This window comes from Pseudomonas sp. 1176_21 (genome assembly GCF_052850635.1).
The window spans coordinates 44775-60434 of the sequence record NZ_VXCV01000003.1 but is presented as its reverse complement, the minus strand read 5'-3'; the positions used below and the strand labels follow the sequence as shown (position 1 = coordinate 60434).

The following is a 15660-nucleotide window of genomic DNA, read 5'->3' as shown; positions in this document are numbered from 1 at the left end:
ATGACATGTGAACCCCGGCGCGGCGCCGGCCGTGCCGGGGCACGGCCGGCGCAGGCCTCATGGGTGCTTTGACCGCTGCCCTCGATCGAGTTCAGCGCTGGCCTGGGCCGGTGGGGCAAATGACTGCCAGCCCCCGCCCAGGGATTTGTACAGGCCGACCATGGCCAGCGACACCGCCGCCGAGCTTTCGACCCACTGCTCCTGGTTGGCCAGCAAGGCGCTCTGCACGGTCAGCACGTTGAGGAAGTCGACCGCGCCCTCCACGTACTGGTTGCGCGCGGTGTCCAGCGCCACCCGGCTCTGGCGCACCGCTTCGTCGAGCAGGTCGCGGCGCAGCTGGCTGGCGTTGTACAGGCGCAGCACATCGTCGATCTCGTGCCAGGCGCGCAGCACCACCTGCTGGTACTGCACAGCCGCTTCCTGCTGCTGCGCCTCGCGCAGCTTGAGCACGCCGGTCAGGCGCCCGCCTTCGAAGATCGGCAGGCTCAACTGCGGGCCGATGGCAAACCGGCGCGAACTCCAGTTGCCGAAGTCCGACAGTTGCAGCGACTGGAACCCCGCGCTGCCCGACAGGCGGATGCTCGGATAGAAGTTGGCCTTGGCCACCCCGATGCTGGCCGTGGCGGCGTGCAGTTGCGCCTGTGCCTGGCGGATGTCGGGGCGCCGCTCGGCCAGTTCCGAGGGCAGGCCCATGGCAAAGCGCTGCGCGGTCTGCGGCATCGGTGCCGGTTGCAGCAGTTCGTTCTGCAGGCTGCGTGGCGGCTCGGCCAGCAGCAGGCTCAGGGCGTTGATCAGTTGCGCCTGGCGGTCTTCCAGGGTGGGCAGGCGCGCCTCGATGGACGCCACCTGCGCCTTGGCCTGGGCCACGTCGAGGTTGGTCGCCACGCCATCGTTCAGGCGCATCTGCGACAGGCGCAGGCTGTGGCGCGACACGTCGAGGTTCTCGCGGATCACCGCCAGGGTGCTCTGCACCGCACGCAGCTGGATATAGTCGTGGGCGGTCTCGGCCAGCAACGACAGCAGCACGCCCTGGCGGTCGTTTTCGGCCACCTCGACGCTGGCGTCGGCGGCCTCCACCTCACGCCGCACCCGGCCCCACAGGTCCAGTTCCCAGGCAGCGGTGAAGTCGCCCTGCCACAGGTTGAAGGCCGACTTGCCGTTCTTGCCGGACGGGTCGTTGAGGCCGTCCTCGCTGTTGCGGGCGCGGCTGTAGTTGCCGTTCAGGTCGACCGACGGGTACTGCTCGGAGGCAATGCTGCTGCGCACCGCGCGGCTCTGCATCAGCCGGGCGGTGGCCACCTGCAGGTCCAGGTTGCGTTCGACCGCGCGCTGTACCAGTGACGACAGCTGCGCATCGTTGAACTGCTCCCACCAGCGCGCCTGCAGCGGTGTCGCCTCGGGCTGGCTGGGGCCGGCCTTGTCCTGCAGGGTCGGCCAGGCCGACGGCGCGGTGGAGCGCGGCGCTTCGAAATCGGGGCCCAGGCTGCAGGCGCCGAGGGTCAGCGTGGCGCCCAGCAGCAAGGGCGAAGTAGCCTGTGCGAAGTTCATCGAGCGCTGACCTCGTTGCCGGCCTGGGCCCTGGCCGGGCTCTGGGTATCGATTCTGGCGATCACCGACATGCCCACGCGCAGGCGGCTGAGCAATGGCTGGTCGGCGTCGAGCACGATCTTCACCGGGATGCGCTGCACCACCTTGGTGAAGTTGCCGGTGGCGTTGTCCGGCTTGACTGCGGCAAAGGTCAGGCCGGTGGCCGGGGCCACGCTCTGCACATGGCCGCGCAGCTGTTCACCGGCAAAGGTATCCACGCTCACCAGCACTGCCTGGCCTGGCTGCACGTGGGTCAGCTGGGTTTCCTGGAAGTTGCCGACCACGTAGGCCTGCGCCAGCGGCACCACCGAGAGCAGCCGTGCGCCCGGGTTGACGTAGGCGCCCACGCGCACGGCGCGCTCGCCGACCATGCCGTCGATGGGTGCGACGATCTGCGTGTAGGACAGGTCCAGGCGGGCACGGTCCAGCGCGGCCTCGGCATGCTTGAGGCCGCCCTGTGCTGCCTCCACCTGCGCGGTGAGAATGTCCACCTGCTTGCGTGCCGCGGCCAGCGCAGCACGGGTGTTGGCCAGGCGTGCCTGGGCCTGGTCGACCCGGCTGCGCGCCTGCTGGGCGTTCTGCACGGTGCCGGCGCCCTGCTCGGCCAGGCGGGTGTGACGGGTCAGTTCATGGTTGGCGAACGCCAGCGCCGCCTCGTCGGCAGCCACCGTGGCCTGGGCCTGGGCAATCAGCGAAGCCTGGCGTTCGAGGGTGGCGCGGGCGTTCTGGTACTGCGCGCGGGACATCAGCAACTGCGCGTCGGCGGCGGCCAGCGCCGCCTGGAAGTCGCGGTCGTCGATCTGCGCCAGCACCTGGCCGGCCTTGACCTGCTGGTTGTCCTCGACGTGGACCGCCTTGATGAAGCCCGACACCTTGGGCGCCACCACGGTGTAGTCGGCCGTGACGTACGCATCGTTGGTGGACTGCGTGCCGCCGCTGCCGAACAGCGCGGGCAGCGCCACATAGGCCAGGCCGGCGACGACGATCACCGCCACGGCGATCAGGGTGAGTCTGGAAGTTTTACTTGAGGTCATGTCTTTCTCTCTCGACGGGACTAGGCCACTGCACGCGGCGGGTAGATCCGGGTAGGCACAAAGGGAATCAGCACGATCAGCGCCAGTGCCAGCAGCGCCATGCACAGGTAAAGGTCGGCCGAGGTCAGCACCACGGCCTGCTCATGGATGCGCCTGGCCAACCCCGGCGCATCGCTGGCGGCCAGCGGCGAGTTGCCCAGGTTGTCCACCAGCATGTTGGAGTGGAAATGCCGGCGCACCGTGGTCAGGGCCTCCAGCACCCCGGCGGCCACCACCGAAGCCAGGCCCTTGATGGTGTTGAACCAGGCCGAGGCGAACGGGCCGTCCTGCGGGGTCATGCCGCCGGTGGCGAGCATCAGCAGCGGGATCACCGCCATCGGCTGGCCGAAGATCTGGAACAGTTGCAGCACATAGAAGTTTTCGCGCACCCACTGCGAGGTGATCTGCGTGCCGCCCAGGCACGACATGGCGAGCATGCCCAGGCCGATGGCCAGCACCCAGCGGCAGTCCACCGCGCGGATGTTGCACAGCGCCGCGGTCAGCGGCAGCGCCAGCAGTTGCGGCAGCGCCACCAGCAGCATCACCGGGCCGCTGTGCACGGGCCGATAGCCCTGGACCTGGGCCAGGTAGTTGGTGGGGATGATGATCACGGCCGACAGCACCACCAGCACCCCGCCCAGGGTGATCAGGGCGTGGGTCAGATTGCGGTTGCGCAGCATCTGCAGCTTGAAGAACGGCAACGGGTGCGACCATTCGTTGATCATGAACAGCACCAGCAGCACCACCCCGCCGCCCAGCAGCCAGCAGATCAGCGGCGAGTTGAACCAGCCCATGCGGTCGCCCTGGGACAGGCCGATCACGATCGAGCAGATGGCCGGCAGCCCCAGCAACAGGCCGCGCCAGTCGAACTGCTTGAAGCGCTCCAGGCGCAACGGGTCCTGCGGCAGGCCCCAGGCCACGCAGCCCATGGCCACCAGCGAGGGCAGGATGATCTGCCAGAACGCCCACTGCCAGCCGACATACTCGGTCCACATGCCCGCCAGCGGCAGGCCCAGGCTCGGCCCGAAGGTCGCGGTCAGGGCGTAGCCGGCCAGGCCGTAGAGCTTGATGCCGGGGGGCAGAAAGCGCAGCGCCACGCTCATCAGCATCGGCGGCAGCGCGCCCCCGGCAAGGCCTTGCAGGGTGCGCAGCAGCATCAGGCTTTCGAGGTTGGGTGCAAACGGGCAGAGCAGCCCCAGTACGGCAAAGGCGCCGATGGCACACAGGGTGAAGCGGCGCAGCGAGAAGGTCACCGAACACCAGGGCGCAAAGGCCATGGCCGACACCGAGGTGGCCGAGTACAGCGCCACCAGCCAGGCCCCTTCGTCGGCGCCGATGTGCATCCCGCCACGGATGTCGGCCAGGGCCATCTTGGTGACCATCTCGTTGAGGCCGGCGCACAGCACCGCCAGCAGCACGCCGACCAGGCCCACCACGATACGCAGGCCGAAAGCAGCCGGGGCGGCCGGTTTGGCAGGCGCCGCGGCGGGCGCCGGGGTGGCCCCCAAGGGCGCCTGGGCCGCCAGCGACGTCATGGCCGGCCCCCGCCCACAGGCGCTGAAGCACGGCAGAAAAAAGGCACACACATGGCAGGAGGACTCCGGGTAGTTAAGTACCCGGCAAGTCTATGGAGGCCAATAGATGACGAAAACTGACATATTCGCAGTTTATTGCTGCGTCAAACGCAATCCACAAAAGTCGCGCTAACGCGTACCTGCCCCGGGCTCAGGCGTAGTGCCTGGAGCAGCATTCCTTGAGGGTCTGGCGCAACCAGCGGTGGGCGGGGTCGTTGTCGAAGCGCGGGTGCCAGGCCTGCATGATGGTCACCGCCTCCAGCGCCATCGGGATGCGGAACGAGCGCAGCGGCAGGCCGAGCCGGGCCACGCTCATCAGCACGTGCTCGGGCAGCGCCAGCAGCAACTCGGAGTCGGGCAGCGAGAACATCGCCGAATGAAAGCTCGGGGTGATCAGCGCCACGCGCCGCTGCAGGCCCATGCCGGCCAGCGCCGCATCGATCGGGCCGGCGGCGCGGCCACGGCGCGACACGCTGATCTGCTCGTAGCCGGCGAAGCGCTCGGGGGTGATCTCGTCATCGAAGATCGGGTGATCGACCCGCGCCAGGCCGACGAAGGTGGTGGAGAACAGGCTCTGCACCTTGATCTCGGGGCCGAGGTTGCGCGTGGCACTGATGTACAGGTCCAGGCGCCCGTCGCGCAGTGCGGCGTCCTCGTCGCCGCCCTCGCCTTCGGGCACGAAGCGCAGCACCGTGTGCGGCGCCTGTTCGCGCATGGTTTCCAGCAGGGGCGCGGCAAAGGGCGCGATGAATACATCGTTGGCGCGCAGGTTGAAGGCCCGTTCCAGGCTCTGCAGGTCGACCTCGTCACTGGAACTGAACACCTGGTTGGCCTGCTCCACCACACTGCGCACCTGACTGCGCAGGGCCATGGCCTTGGGCGTGGGCACCAGGCCGCGGCCGGCGCGCACCAGAATCGGGTCACCCACCGCATGGCGAATGCGCGTCAGGGTACGGCTCATGGCCGCGGGGCTCAGGTTCATCCGCCGCGCCGCGCCGACCACACTGCCTTCATCGAGCAGCGCATCCAGCGCGACCAGCAAATTCATATCTGGAAAGTGCATGGCAAGCATCCATTCATTGCTTCGTTGAGTCCGGGGCAAAGCTTAACAGTTTCCGCCGCGCTCACAGCCCCTGCATGTGGCGCAACTAGTCATTGCACGCTGCACCATTTACCGCGCCGCATGCTTTTTTCAAGAATGCTGCTCTTTGCACAGTGAGTGGACCCTGCCCCATGTACAGCGTCGTTTTGATCGCCATCGATGGCTCGCCACGCAGCCACGGCATCCTGGAAACCGTCAGCACGTTCTGCGAGCAGACCCGTCATCGCCTGCATGTGCTGCTGGCGGTCGACCGTGCCTACGCGCTGCCCGAACAGGACGGCCACATCAGCCCGCAGGACGAAACCGAATACCCGGCGGCCAGCCATGAACAGCAGGTGGCCGACATGAGCATGCTGCAGGCCGTGACCCACCTGCGCGAACGCGGCTTCCAGACCGAAGGCAACCTGGTCAATGGCGACCCGGTGTCGAGCATCGTCGCCGAGGCCAAGCGCCTGGGCAGCGACCTGATCGTGATGGGCCACCGCCACCTGTCGCGGCTGGACCGCATGTTCGACCCCTCGATCAGCAGCAAAGTCATCGACAAGGCCGGTTGCCCGGTACTGGTCGATGCGCGTCATCTCTGACGCCCCCTTGCCCTCACCCCTTGAACGAGACTACACGGATGAAACTCGATTACCTGCTGCTGGAACAGATTGACGCGGTGGCGCTGATTCGCCTCAACCGGCCGCTGTCGCTCAATGCCCTGTGCGCCGAACTGGCGGCGGAGCTGGCCGGCGTGCTCGACCGTCTGGAACAGGACCGCAGCGTGCGCGCCGTGGTGCTGACCGGCACCGACACGGTGTTCGCCGCCGGGGCCGACATCATGGCCATGCGCAACCGCAACTACATCGACGTGTACACCAGCGACTTCGTGACCGTGGACTGGGAGCGCCTGGCCAGCTTTCGCAAACCGGTGATCGCCGCGGTGGCCGGCTACGCACTGGGCGGTGGCTGCGAGATGGCGCTGATGTGCGACTTCATCATCGCCGCCGAGAGCGCGCGCTTCGGCCAGCCGGAAATCAAGCTGGGGACCATCCCCGGTGCCGGCGGCAGCCAGCGCCTGGCACACTTCATCGGCAAGGCCAAGGCCATGGACATGGTGCTCACCGGGCGCACCCTGGACGCCTACGAAGCCGAGCGCTGCGGCCTGGTGAGCCGGGTGGTGAGCGATGCGGCGCTGCTCAACGAAGCCTTGCGTGTCGCGGCGCGGATCGCCGGCTACTCCGGGCCGGTAGCAATGATGGCCAAGGAGGCGGTGAACGGCGCCTTCGAAACCACCTTGAGCGAAGGCGTACGCCAGGAGCGCCGGCTGTTTCATTCCACCTTCGCCATCGAAGACCAGAAGGAAGGCATGGCCGCCTTCGCCGAGAAGCGCGAGCCGCAGTTCATGCACCGCTGAACGTTCGCCATGGCAGCGGCACGCGCTCAATCGCGCGGCTTGACCACCACCGTGCAGGTGGTGCCCGCTGCCAGCAGGAAGCCTTCGGGCACCTCGTCGATGTGGATGCGCACCGGTACCCGCTGGGCCAGGCGCACCCAGTTGAAGGTGGGGTTTACATCGGCGATCAGCTCGCGGCTTTCAGGGTTGTCGCGGTCATAGATGCCGCGCGAGATGCTCTCCACATGCCCCTTGAGCACCTCGCCGCTCATCATCTGCAGGTCGGCCTGATCGCCCACCTTCACGTGCGGCAGCTTGGTCTCCTCGAAGAAGCCGTAGACCCAGAACGAGTCCTTGTCGACCACCGCCATCTTCGGCTCACCGGTGCGTGCATAGTCGCCGCGGTGCACGTTGAGGTTGGTCACGTAGCCGTCCACCGTGGCCAGGATGCGCGTGCGCTTGAGGTCCAGCTCTGCCGCCGCCAGCTGCGCCTGGGCCTGCTGGTAGTCAGCCAGGGCCGAGTTGGCGATGTTGCTGGCGTCGTCGCGGTTCTCCCTCGAGATCACCAGGTTGTCCATGTCGGCACGCCGGTGCGCATTGACCTTGCGCATCTCCCAGGTGGCCTTGCGCGAGGCTACCAGCGCCTGCGCCTGCCTGACCGCCACCTCGTAGTGCTCGGGGTCGATCTGGATCAGCAGGTCGCCCTTCTTCACCAGCTGGTTGTCGCGCACCGGCACGTCCACCACATACCCGGGCACGTCGGCGGCCACGTTGATGATGTCGGCGCGTACCCGCCCGTCGCGGGTCCAGGGCGTGTTCATGTACTGCACCCACAATTGCCGGCCGATCGCCACGGCAGCTGCCAGTACCAGCAAGGTGGCGATCAGGCTGAAAAACTTTTTCATCGACTAGGGTCTCAACGGTAGACGGTCAGCGCCATGGCGCCAAAGAGGCAAATGAACAGGCACAGGCGCAGCAGCGCCGGGTGCCAGAAAAAACGGTAGCCGTCATGCCCGGCAATGAACCGGTCCAGCCCCCAGGCAAGCCCTGCGGCGAACAGGAACATCAAGGTCATGGTCGGCATGTACAGGCCGTGGAAGGCGATTTCACGGGGCATCGGGCAGTCCTTGCGTCGCGGGCAGGTGGGCCAGCGGCGATTGTGGGTCGAGCAGCGAGGTACGGATGAAGTGCAGGTAGCTCTGCACCCGGCGCAGGGCCGAGGTGTCGAAGTGCCGGGCAAAAGGTTCGTCGGTGGCCTGCACGCGGCTGATCGCATGGTCCACTGCCACCAGCGCACGCTCGTGATTGCTGGCGGTGGGCTGCAGGAACAGCCGCGCCAGCGCCCGGCCCATCACGCGGATGGCCTGGCGCCAGGGCTGGGACTCGGCATAGCACGGGTGCACCGGGAGTATCGCCTGTTCCTTGCGCAGCTCGATGATCGCGTGGCCCACCTCCAGCACCACGAACATCCAGCGCAGCAGCTTGCTCTGCACCTGGGGCTGGCCCACGGCCAGGCCATAGGCCTGGTGCAGCAGGTCACGGGTGCGGCTCTCGAACGCCGAGCCCAGCCCGCGCAGGCGCCCGCTGATGGCGAACAGCACCTGGCCGCGCAGGTCCTGCTCCAGGCGGCTCCACAGCCAGCGGCTGTTGGGCGGCAGGATGATCGCCCCGGCCGCCGCGCACACCAGCATGCCGATGACCATGGCGATGTAGTCGTTGACGAAGGTGTAGGGGTTGTACACGGTGAGGTTGTCGGGCACCGAGCCGGTCGAGAAGAAGATCAGCAGGCCCAGGCCATAACCGGCGTAGGCCGGGCGCGAGGCCAGGAACGCGCCCACCACGAACACCGGCGCCAGCACCATGCACAGCAGCGGGAAGCCGTCGATCCAGGGGAACACGAAGAAGGTTTCGAAGAACCCCACCAGCGCGCCGAACAGGGTGCCGCAGGCCATCTGGAACGACATGCGCTTGGGGTTGGGGGTGGCCGCCGACAGGCCCACGGTGGCCGCCGCGATCAGGGTCATCATGGCCCCGCTGGGCCACGCCGTGGCCAGCCAGAAGCTGCCCAGCACCAGCAGGATGAACGCGGCCCGCACGCCGGCGGCCAGCGACACCAGCCAGTTGGTCTGGGCCACGTAGGGTTCGTCCCATTGCTCACGGGCGTGGCTATGCTCGGCCAGCGAGGCGTGGGTCTGGGCATAGCTGTGCAGGTCGTCGACGAAGCGGTACAGCAGTTCGTAGGCGGTGTGAAAGTCGAGCAGGTCGGCGTCGCTGGGCGCGGTGTCGAGGTAGGCGGCGCGCAGGCTGCGTACCCGCTCGGGCAGGTCGTCCTTGTAGGCGGCCAGTTGCTCGGCCAGGCGTGCGGCATCGGCGTGGGTCAGCGAGCGCCCGGCATAGCCGTCGAGCAGGTTGGCCAGGGCATCGAGGCCCGGCTCGATGGCCGTGACGATCTGCAGCGGGCCGCGCTGGCGCAGGCGCTCGAGCAGTTGGTGCAGGGCGTTGAAGCGCGTGGTGATGGCCATGAACTCGCTGTTCATGCGGCCCAGGCGGCCGTTGCGCCGGCGCATGTGCGGGTCTTCGAAGGCGGTCACGCTGCGCAGGCTTTCCAGGCCCACCGCCTCGGCGATGAAGCGCACGTTGCTGCTTTCGAAGCGGTCGCGCTGGCTGTCGCCGCGCAGGCCTTCGGCGACGAAGCCGGCGAACACGCCAAAGCGCTGGTACAGGGCGTTGCGCATCGAGGCACTGGCCGACTGCGGCAGGATCGCGGCGCTGACCAGGGTCGACACCAGGATGCCCAGGGAGATCTCCAGCACCCGCCACACTGCCGCCATGAATGCACCGTCGGGGTGCTGCAGGGCCGGCAGGCCGACCATGGCCGCGGTGTAGCCGGCCAGCACGAAGCCATAGGCGCGAAAGTTGCGGTAGCGCATCGCCCCCGCCGAGCAGATGCCCACCCAGATCGCCAGGCTGGGCAGGAACAGCTCGGTGTTCTGCGGGAAGATCGCGATCAGCGCGACCATCACCGACGAACCGGCCAGAGTGCCGAGCAGGCGGTAGAAGCTCTTGGCGAACACGTGGCCGCTCTGCAGCTGCATCACGATGAACACGGTGATCATCGCGGTGCGCGGCTGCGGCAGCTCCAGACGCATGGCCAGCCACAGGGTGAGAAACGCCGCGCTCAGCACCTTGAAGATGTACACCCAGGTGACGCCGTCGCTGCGCGCCCATTCGAAGAAGCCGCGGCGCCATTCAAGTGATGCCAGCCAGCGAAACGGCAGGGTCATGGCGCTCATTTGTCGAACACCGCCAGGGTGCGCGGGGTGGCCGGTGCGGCCTGCTTATCCGGTGTCGGCACATCGTTGCCGGCGCCCAGCCCACCGCCCAGGGCGGTGACCAGTTCGGCATGCGCGGTCAGGCGCGCGGCCTGCACCTGCTGCTGGATCTGCTGCTGGCGAAACAGCAGGGTCTGCGCATTGAGCACGTTGAGGTAGTCGGTGAGGCCGCGCTGGAACGCGATCATGGCGATGTCGTAGGTCTTCTGCGCCGAGGCCACCGACTCGGCGGCAAAGTGTTGCTGCTCGTCCATCGAGTGGCGGCGGATCAACTGGTCGGACACCCCCTTGAGAGCCTCGACCACGGTCTGGTTGTAGCGCGCCACAGCGATGTCGTAGCCGGCCGAGGCCACGCCCAGTTGCGAGCGCAGGCGGCCACCGTCGAACACCGGCAGGCTGATGGCCGGGCCGACGTTGTAGTTGAACTTGCGCCCGGTGAGAAACTCCAGCGCACCGCCGCCGGTGGCCATGAAGCCGAGCCCGCCGACCAGGTCGACGTTGGGGAAGAAGCCGGCATGCGCCACATCGATACCGCGCGCCTGGGCCGCCACCTGCCAGCGGCTGGCAACCACGTCGGGACGCTGACCCACCAGCTCGGCAGGCAGCGCCGACGGCAGCTTGAGCGCGGTGGCCAACGAGAGATTCGGCCGCTGCAACTGCGCGCCCTCGCCCGGGCCCTTGCCGGCCAGCGCGGCCAGCTGGTTGCGCGCCAGGGCGATTTCTTCATCGAGGCTGTCGAGCTGGCGATGGGTTTCGGGCAGCGGCGTCTGCGCCTGGCTGACCTCGAAATGGGTGCCGATGCCGCCGGCCAGGCGCCGTTCGGCCAGGGCCAGGATCTGCTCCTGCTGGGCCAGCTCGGCCTTGACGATGTCGCGCTGGGCAAAGTGCAGCGACAGCTGGATGTACACCTTGACGATGTTGTTCTGCAGTTCGAGCTGCGCCTGGCGCGCCTGGGCCACGCTCATGTGGGCCATGTCCACGGCCTGCTCGCTGGCATTGCGCTCGCGGCCCCACAGGTCCAGCGCATAGCTCAGGCCCAGGGTGGCATTGTTGTCCCAGGTGTTGGCACCGGACAGCGCGCCGGGGCCATAGAACTGGTCTTCGGGCCAGTTGTGGCGCTTGAGGCTGGACTGGCCGTTGACCTGCAGTTTTTCGTCGGCCTCGATCACCCCGGCCATGGCCCTGGCTTCACGCACGCGGGCAGCGGCCATGGCCATGGTCGGGCTGCCCTGGAGCGCCAGGGCGATCCAGCGCGCCAGTTGCGGGTCGCCATAGGCTTGCCACCATTGCTGGTCGGGCCAGTGGGCATCCTGCGCGGCTGCTCGGATGGCCGCGTCGGTGGTCAGGGTATTGGCTTGCAGCGTCTTGCTTTGCGGGGCGATGCCCCAGGTTCCGATACAGCCGCTCAAGGTCAAGCTAAAGGCACAGACACTGAGCGCATTCAGCGCTCTGATGATGCGACGCGGCACAGCTGCGAGTTCCCGACTAGAAGGTGGATGACGCTAGGTGACGCAATTCTAGGGGGCCGCCGCACTGGCGATAAGCGTGCTTTACTGCGAATCTTTGTTACGAAAACCGCGATAATCCGGCTTTAGTCTGAAGACTGCTTTGGTTACTTCATGTCACAATTCTGTCGTCTTCCTTGAGAGCGCCCCATGGACACCCTGCAAAACATGCGTGCTTTCAGTTGCGTCGCGCAAGTCGGCAGTTTCACCGCCGCTGCCGTGCAACTGGATACGACCACCGCGAACGTGTCGCGGGCGGTTTCCAATCTTGAAGCGCACCTGCAAACCCGCCTGCTCAACCGCACCACCCGGCGCATCGCACTGACCGAAGCGGGCAAGCGCTACCTGATGCGCTGCGAGCAGATCCTCACCTACGTGGAGGAAGCCGAGGCCGAGGCCAGCGACGCGCATGCGCGCCCGGCCGGGCAACTGAAGGTGCACTCGATGACCGGCGTGGGCCAGCATTTCGTCATCGACGCCATCGCCCGCTACCGCGAAACCCATCCCGACGTGACCTTCGACCTGACCATGGCCAACCGCGTGCCCGACCTGCTGGACGAGGGCTACGACGTGTCCATCGTGCTCGCCAGCGAGCTGCCGGACTCGGGTTTTGTGTCGCAGCGCCTGGGCATCACCTACAGCATCGTGTGCGCCTCGCCCGAATACGTGAAGCGCCACGGCGTGGCGCACAAGCCGGCCGACCTGCTCAAGCACGCCTGCCTGCGCATGGTGAGCCCGGTGATCCCGCTGGAAAAATGGCTGTTCGACGGCCCCGAGGGCCAGGAGGTGGTGAACATCACCCAGGCGCCCTTCCAGGTGAACTCGGCCGATGCCATGAAGGCGGCGATCCGCAGCGGCATGGGCGTGGGCGTGCTGCCGATCTACTCGGCCATCGACGGCCTGCGCGACGGCAGCCTGGTACGGGTGATGCCCGAGTACCGCCTGCAGGAGCTGAACCTGTACGCGATCTACCCCTCGCGCCAGTACCTGGATGCGAAGATCAAGACCTGGGTCGAGTACCTGCGCAACTCGCTGCCGGAGATCCTCGCGGCCCACGAGGCCGACCTCAAGACCCACGAGCTGCTCATCGCCACCTGAAATCTTGCTGCACAGGGGCGGCGGAGAATGATAGCGTGCTACCCATTCTCCCCTGCCCGCAGCGAGTTCGCCGATGAAAAAGACCGTACTGGCCTTCAGCCGCATCACCGCCCCGATGGTCGAGCGTCTGCAGCAAGACTTCAACGTGATCGTGCCCAACCCCAAGCTGGGCGACATCAATGCCCAGTTCAACGAAGCGCTGCCCCAGGCCCACGGCCTGATCGGGGTGGGGCGCAAGCTGGGCGAAGCGCAGCTGCACAACGCTGAGCAGCTGCAGGTGGTGTCGAGCGTGTCGGTGGGTTACGACAACTACGACCTGGCCTACTTCAACCAGCGCGGCATCGCCCTGACCAACACCCCTGACGTCCTCACCGAAAGCACCGCCGACCTAGGCTTTGCGCTGATCATGAGCGCGGCGCGGCGGGTGGCCGAGCTGGACGCCTGGACCAAGGCCGGCGAATGGAAAGCCACCGTGGGCCCGGCACACTTTGGCAGCGACGTGCATGGCAAGACGCTGGGCATCGTCGGGCTGGGCAACATTGGCGCGGCGATTGCGCGGCGTGGCCGGTTCGGCTTCAACATGCCGGTGATCTACAGCGGCAACAGCCGCAAGACCGCGCTGGAGCAGGAACTGGGCGCGCAGTACCGCAGCCTGGATCAACTGCTGGCCGAAGCCGACTTCGTGTGCCTGGTGGTGCCGCTGGGGGCCAACACCAGGCACCTGATTGGCGAGCGCGAACTGAAGCTGATGAAGCCCAGTGCGTTTCTGGTCAACGTATCGCGCGGGCCGGTGGTGGATGAGGCGGCGCTGGTGGCGGCGTTGCAGCAGGGCACGATTCGCGGTGCAGGGCTGGATGTGTACGAGAAGGAGCCGCTGAGCGATTCGCCGCTGTTCCAGCTGGCCAATGCGGTGACCTTGCCGCATGTGGGCTCGGCCACGGCCGAAACCCGCGAGGCGATGGCCAACCGTGCCATCGACAACCTGCGCGCGGCACTGCTGGGCGAGCGCCCGCGCGACCTGGTGAACCCGCAGGTGTGGAAGTAAGGCTGCCATTCGCCAGCAAGGCGGGCTCCTGCAAGGGTTACGCGGCCCTGGTAGGCGCCGGCCTTGCCGGCGAAGGCGTCACCACCCGCCCCTTCCGGAACACCAGCACATTGCCCAGCATCACCAGCACCAGCCCGCCCAGCGCCGGCGCTGTCCACTGGTACCCCTCGTAGAACGCCGACACGTTCAGCGCCACCAGCGGGAACAGCACCGTGCAGTACGCCGCACGCTCCGGCCCCATGCGCCCCACCAGCGTCAGGTACGCGGTAAAGCCGATCACCGACCCCGGGATCACCAGGTACAGCAGCGACCCCACATACCGCACATTCCATTCCATCGCGAACGGAATACCGCTGACCACGCAGTACAGCGCCAGCATTCCGGCCCCGTAGAGCATGCCCCAGGCATTGGTGGTCATCGGCCGCAAGCCGGCCTTCTGCTGCAGGCTCGAGAGCATGTTGCCCGCCGAGAAACACAGCGTACCCAGCAACGCCAGGCCCAGGCCGATCAGGGTTTCGCGGCTGGCCGCATGCCCGGCCAGCTCCGGCCAGAACAGCAGCCCCAACCCGCCCAGCCCCAGCGCCCCACCCGCCAGCACGTTGGCCGCCACCTGCTGCCCGAAGAACACCCGCGCATTGAGTGCGTTCCATAGCGTGGCGGTGGAGAACACCACCGCGATCAGGCCGCTGGGAATCCACTGGCTGGCCGTCAGAAAGCACATGAAGTTCACGCAGAACAGGCACAGCCCCTGCGCCAGGCAGATCAGGTGCCCGCGCCGGTTCATCACCTGCAGGCGCCGCCCGATCAACAGCACGGCAAACAGCACCAGCGCCGCCAGGGCAAAGCGATAGACGATGGACACCGGGATGGCCACCACCCCCAGTTGCAGTTTCAGGGCGATCCAGGTGGTGCCCCAGATCAGCACGGTCAGCAGGTACAACGACAGGTTCATGGCATGCACTCCTCACGACAGCCTGCAGTGTCCGGCGCGGGCCGCCCCGTGCGCTTGCACAAACTTGCGGTTTTTTGCTGGGCGGGGCTGTCAGGCCCGGTGGCCGCGAGTAGGATGGCCGACAGAGGTAGACCCCATGACGCCGCTGGACCAGTTGCAAGTCTTTCAAGCCATGCACGCCTCGCCCAATGCCCGCCTGGAACACAGTGCGCAGCTCGGCGACGAGCTGGTCGCAGCCCTGTGGAACAACCGCCACGACGCCCGCGACTACGAAGCGCCCAGCCACCACACGCTGTCGTGCTATATCGCCGGCGGCACCGGCACCTTTCGCCGAGATCGCCCCGCCGCCAAGGGCGGGCCCGGCAAGCTGTGCATCCTGCCGGCCGAGCACGCCTCGAACTGGGTGATCAATGGCAGCATCCGCCTGGCACACCTGTACATCAGCCAGGCGCAGTTCGCCCTGGCCTGCACCCGCCTGCTGGACCGCGAACCGCGCGAGGTGCAACTGCACGAAGCGACCTTCATCGACGACCCGGAGCAGGCGCTGCGCTTTGGCCGGCTGATCGAGCTGAACTGGGACGAGCCCGGCGAGCGCCTGCTGACCAGCAGCCTGGCCCACGAGATTCTCGACCATGCGGTGCTCAACCAGGTGGGGCTGCGTCGGGGGCTGCGCCTGAAGGGCGGGTTGGCGACGCATCAGCGCCGGCTCCTGGCCGACTACATCGAGGCGCACCTGGAGCAGGCGATCAGCCTGGGTGAGCTGGCGTTGCTGTGCAACCTGTCGCACTACCACTTTGCACGGATGTTCCGCGCAAGCTTCGGCCTGCCGCCGCACCAGTACCTGCTGGCGCGGCGCCTGGCCCGGGCACGCCAGCTGCTGCGCTGTGGCGACGGGGCGTTGGGCGAGGTGGCATTGGCGTGCGGGTTTGCCAGTGCCAGCCATTTCAGCAATCGCTTCAGGCAGGTGGTGGGGGCCACGCCGGGGGATTACCGGTTGGCCATGCGCCGCTGATC

At 67.3% G+C, this 15660-nt stretch carries 14 protein-coding genes; 5 read left to right on the top strand and 9 right to left on the bottom strand.

The genetic code is table 11. The annotated features are described in order from the left end of the window. Positions 1-57: 57 nt before the first annotated feature. The 4 genes from FW760_RS08425 to FW760_RS08410 all read right to left on the bottom strand — a co-directional run bounded on the left by FW760_RS08425 (position 58) and on the right by FW760_RS08410 (position 5297). Positions 58-1548, bottom strand: coding sequence for an efflux transporter outer membrane subunit (locus tag FW760_RS08425; protein ID WP_054914860.1), 1491 nt, complete (start codon positions 1546-1548; stop codon positions 58-60). Continuing rightward, a complete protein-coding gene (locus tag FW760_RS08420) occupies positions 1545-2621 on the bottom strand; it encodes an HlyD family secretion protein (RefSeq protein WP_054914861.1) in 1077 nt (358 codons plus the stop codon). The genes FW760_RS08425 and FW760_RS08420 overlap by 4 nt, the downstream gene beginning before the upstream one ends. Before the next feature lie 20 nt (positions 2622-2641). Continuing rightward, positions 2642-4195 (bottom strand): MFS transporter, encoded by a 1554-nt coding sequence (locus FW760_RS08415; protein ID WP_043860983.1) that lies wholly within the window; start codon positions 4193-4195, stop codon positions 2642-2644. A gap of 190 nt (positions 4196-4385) precedes the next feature. Further along, positions 4386-5297 carry a LysR family transcriptional regulator gene (locus FW760_RS08410; RefSeq protein WP_043860982.1) on the bottom strand — a complete coding sequence of 304 codons (912 nt, stop codon included), beginning with the start codon at positions 5295-5297 and terminating at the stop codon, positions 4386-4388. Positions 5298-5467: 170 nt separating this feature from the next. On the opposite strand from FW760_RS08410, the gene FW760_RS08405 reads away from it, so the two are divergent. Beyond that, positions 5468-5920 carry a universal stress protein gene (locus FW760_RS08405; RefSeq protein ID WP_043860981.1) on the top strand — a complete coding sequence of 151 codons (453 nt, stop codon included), beginning with the start codon at positions 5468-5470 and terminating at the stop codon, positions 5918-5920. A 38-nt stretch (positions 5921-5958) separates the two neighbouring features. Further along, positions 5959-6735, top strand: a complete 777-nt coding sequence (locus tag FW760_RS08400; protein ID WP_104571961.1) for an enoyl-CoA hydratase — start codon at positions 5959-5961, stop codon at positions 6733-6735. Between the two features lie 26 nt (positions 6736-6761). Here FW760_RS08400 and FW760_RS08395 read toward each other — a convergent pair whose 3' ends face one another. Genes FW760_RS08395 through FW760_RS08380 form a run of 4 tightly spaced genes read right to left on the bottom strand, consistent with a single transcriptional unit; the run spans position 6762 to position 11515 of the window. Next, positions 6762-7619: an efflux RND transporter periplasmic adaptor subunit gene (locus FW760_RS08395; RefSeq protein WP_043860979.1), complete on the bottom strand. Its 858-nt coding sequence runs from the start codon at positions 7617-7619 to the stop codon at positions 6762-6764. 11 nt (positions 7620-7630) lie between these two features. Continuing rightward, positions 7631-7831 (bottom strand): DUF1656 domain-containing protein, encoded by a 201-nt coding sequence (locus FW760_RS08390; protein ID WP_043860978.1) that lies wholly within the window; start codon positions 7829-7831, stop codon positions 7631-7633. After that, positions 7821-10007, bottom strand: a complete 2187-nt coding sequence (locus FW760_RS08385) for an FUSC family protein (protein WP_054914863.1) — start codon at positions 10005-10007, stop codon at positions 7821-7823. The genes FW760_RS08390 and FW760_RS08385 overlap by 11 nt, the downstream gene beginning before the upstream one ends. Further along, positions 10004-11515, bottom strand: a complete 1512-nt coding sequence (locus FW760_RS08380; RefSeq protein ID WP_043860976.1) for an efflux transporter outer membrane subunit — start codon at positions 11513-11515, stop codon at positions 10004-10006. The genes FW760_RS08385 and FW760_RS08380 overlap by 4 nt, the downstream gene beginning before the upstream one ends. A gap of 186 nt (positions 11516-11701) precedes the next feature. Here FW760_RS08380 and FW760_RS08375 point away from each other — a divergent pair, with 186 nt between their 5' ends. Next, positions 11702-12649 (top strand): LysR family transcriptional regulator, encoded by a 948-nt coding sequence (locus FW760_RS08375; RefSeq protein ID WP_043860975.1) that lies wholly within the window; start codon positions 11702-11704, stop codon positions 12647-12649. A 73-nt stretch (positions 12650-12722) separates the two neighbouring features. Then, complete coding sequence (locus FW760_RS08370) at positions 12723-13694, top strand: 2-hydroxyacid dehydrogenase (protein WP_054914865.1); 972 nt, start codon at positions 12723-12725, stop codon at positions 13692-13694. Between the two features lie 37 nt (positions 13695-13731). On the opposite strand, the gene FW760_RS08365 is transcribed toward FW760_RS08370, so the two are convergent. Continuing rightward, entirely contained in the window at positions 13732-14646 is a 915-nt protein-coding gene (locus FW760_RS08365; RefSeq protein ID WP_054914866.1) for a DMT family transporter, read from the bottom strand. Between the two features lie 136 nt (positions 14647-14782). On the opposite strand from FW760_RS08365, the gene FW760_RS08360 reads away from it, so the two are divergent. Continuing rightward, positions 14783-15658, top strand: a complete 876-nt coding sequence (locus FW760_RS08360; protein WP_058540853.1) for a helix-turn-helix domain-containing protein — start codon at positions 14783-14785, stop codon at positions 15656-15658. Positions 15659-15660: the final 2 nt, after the last annotated feature.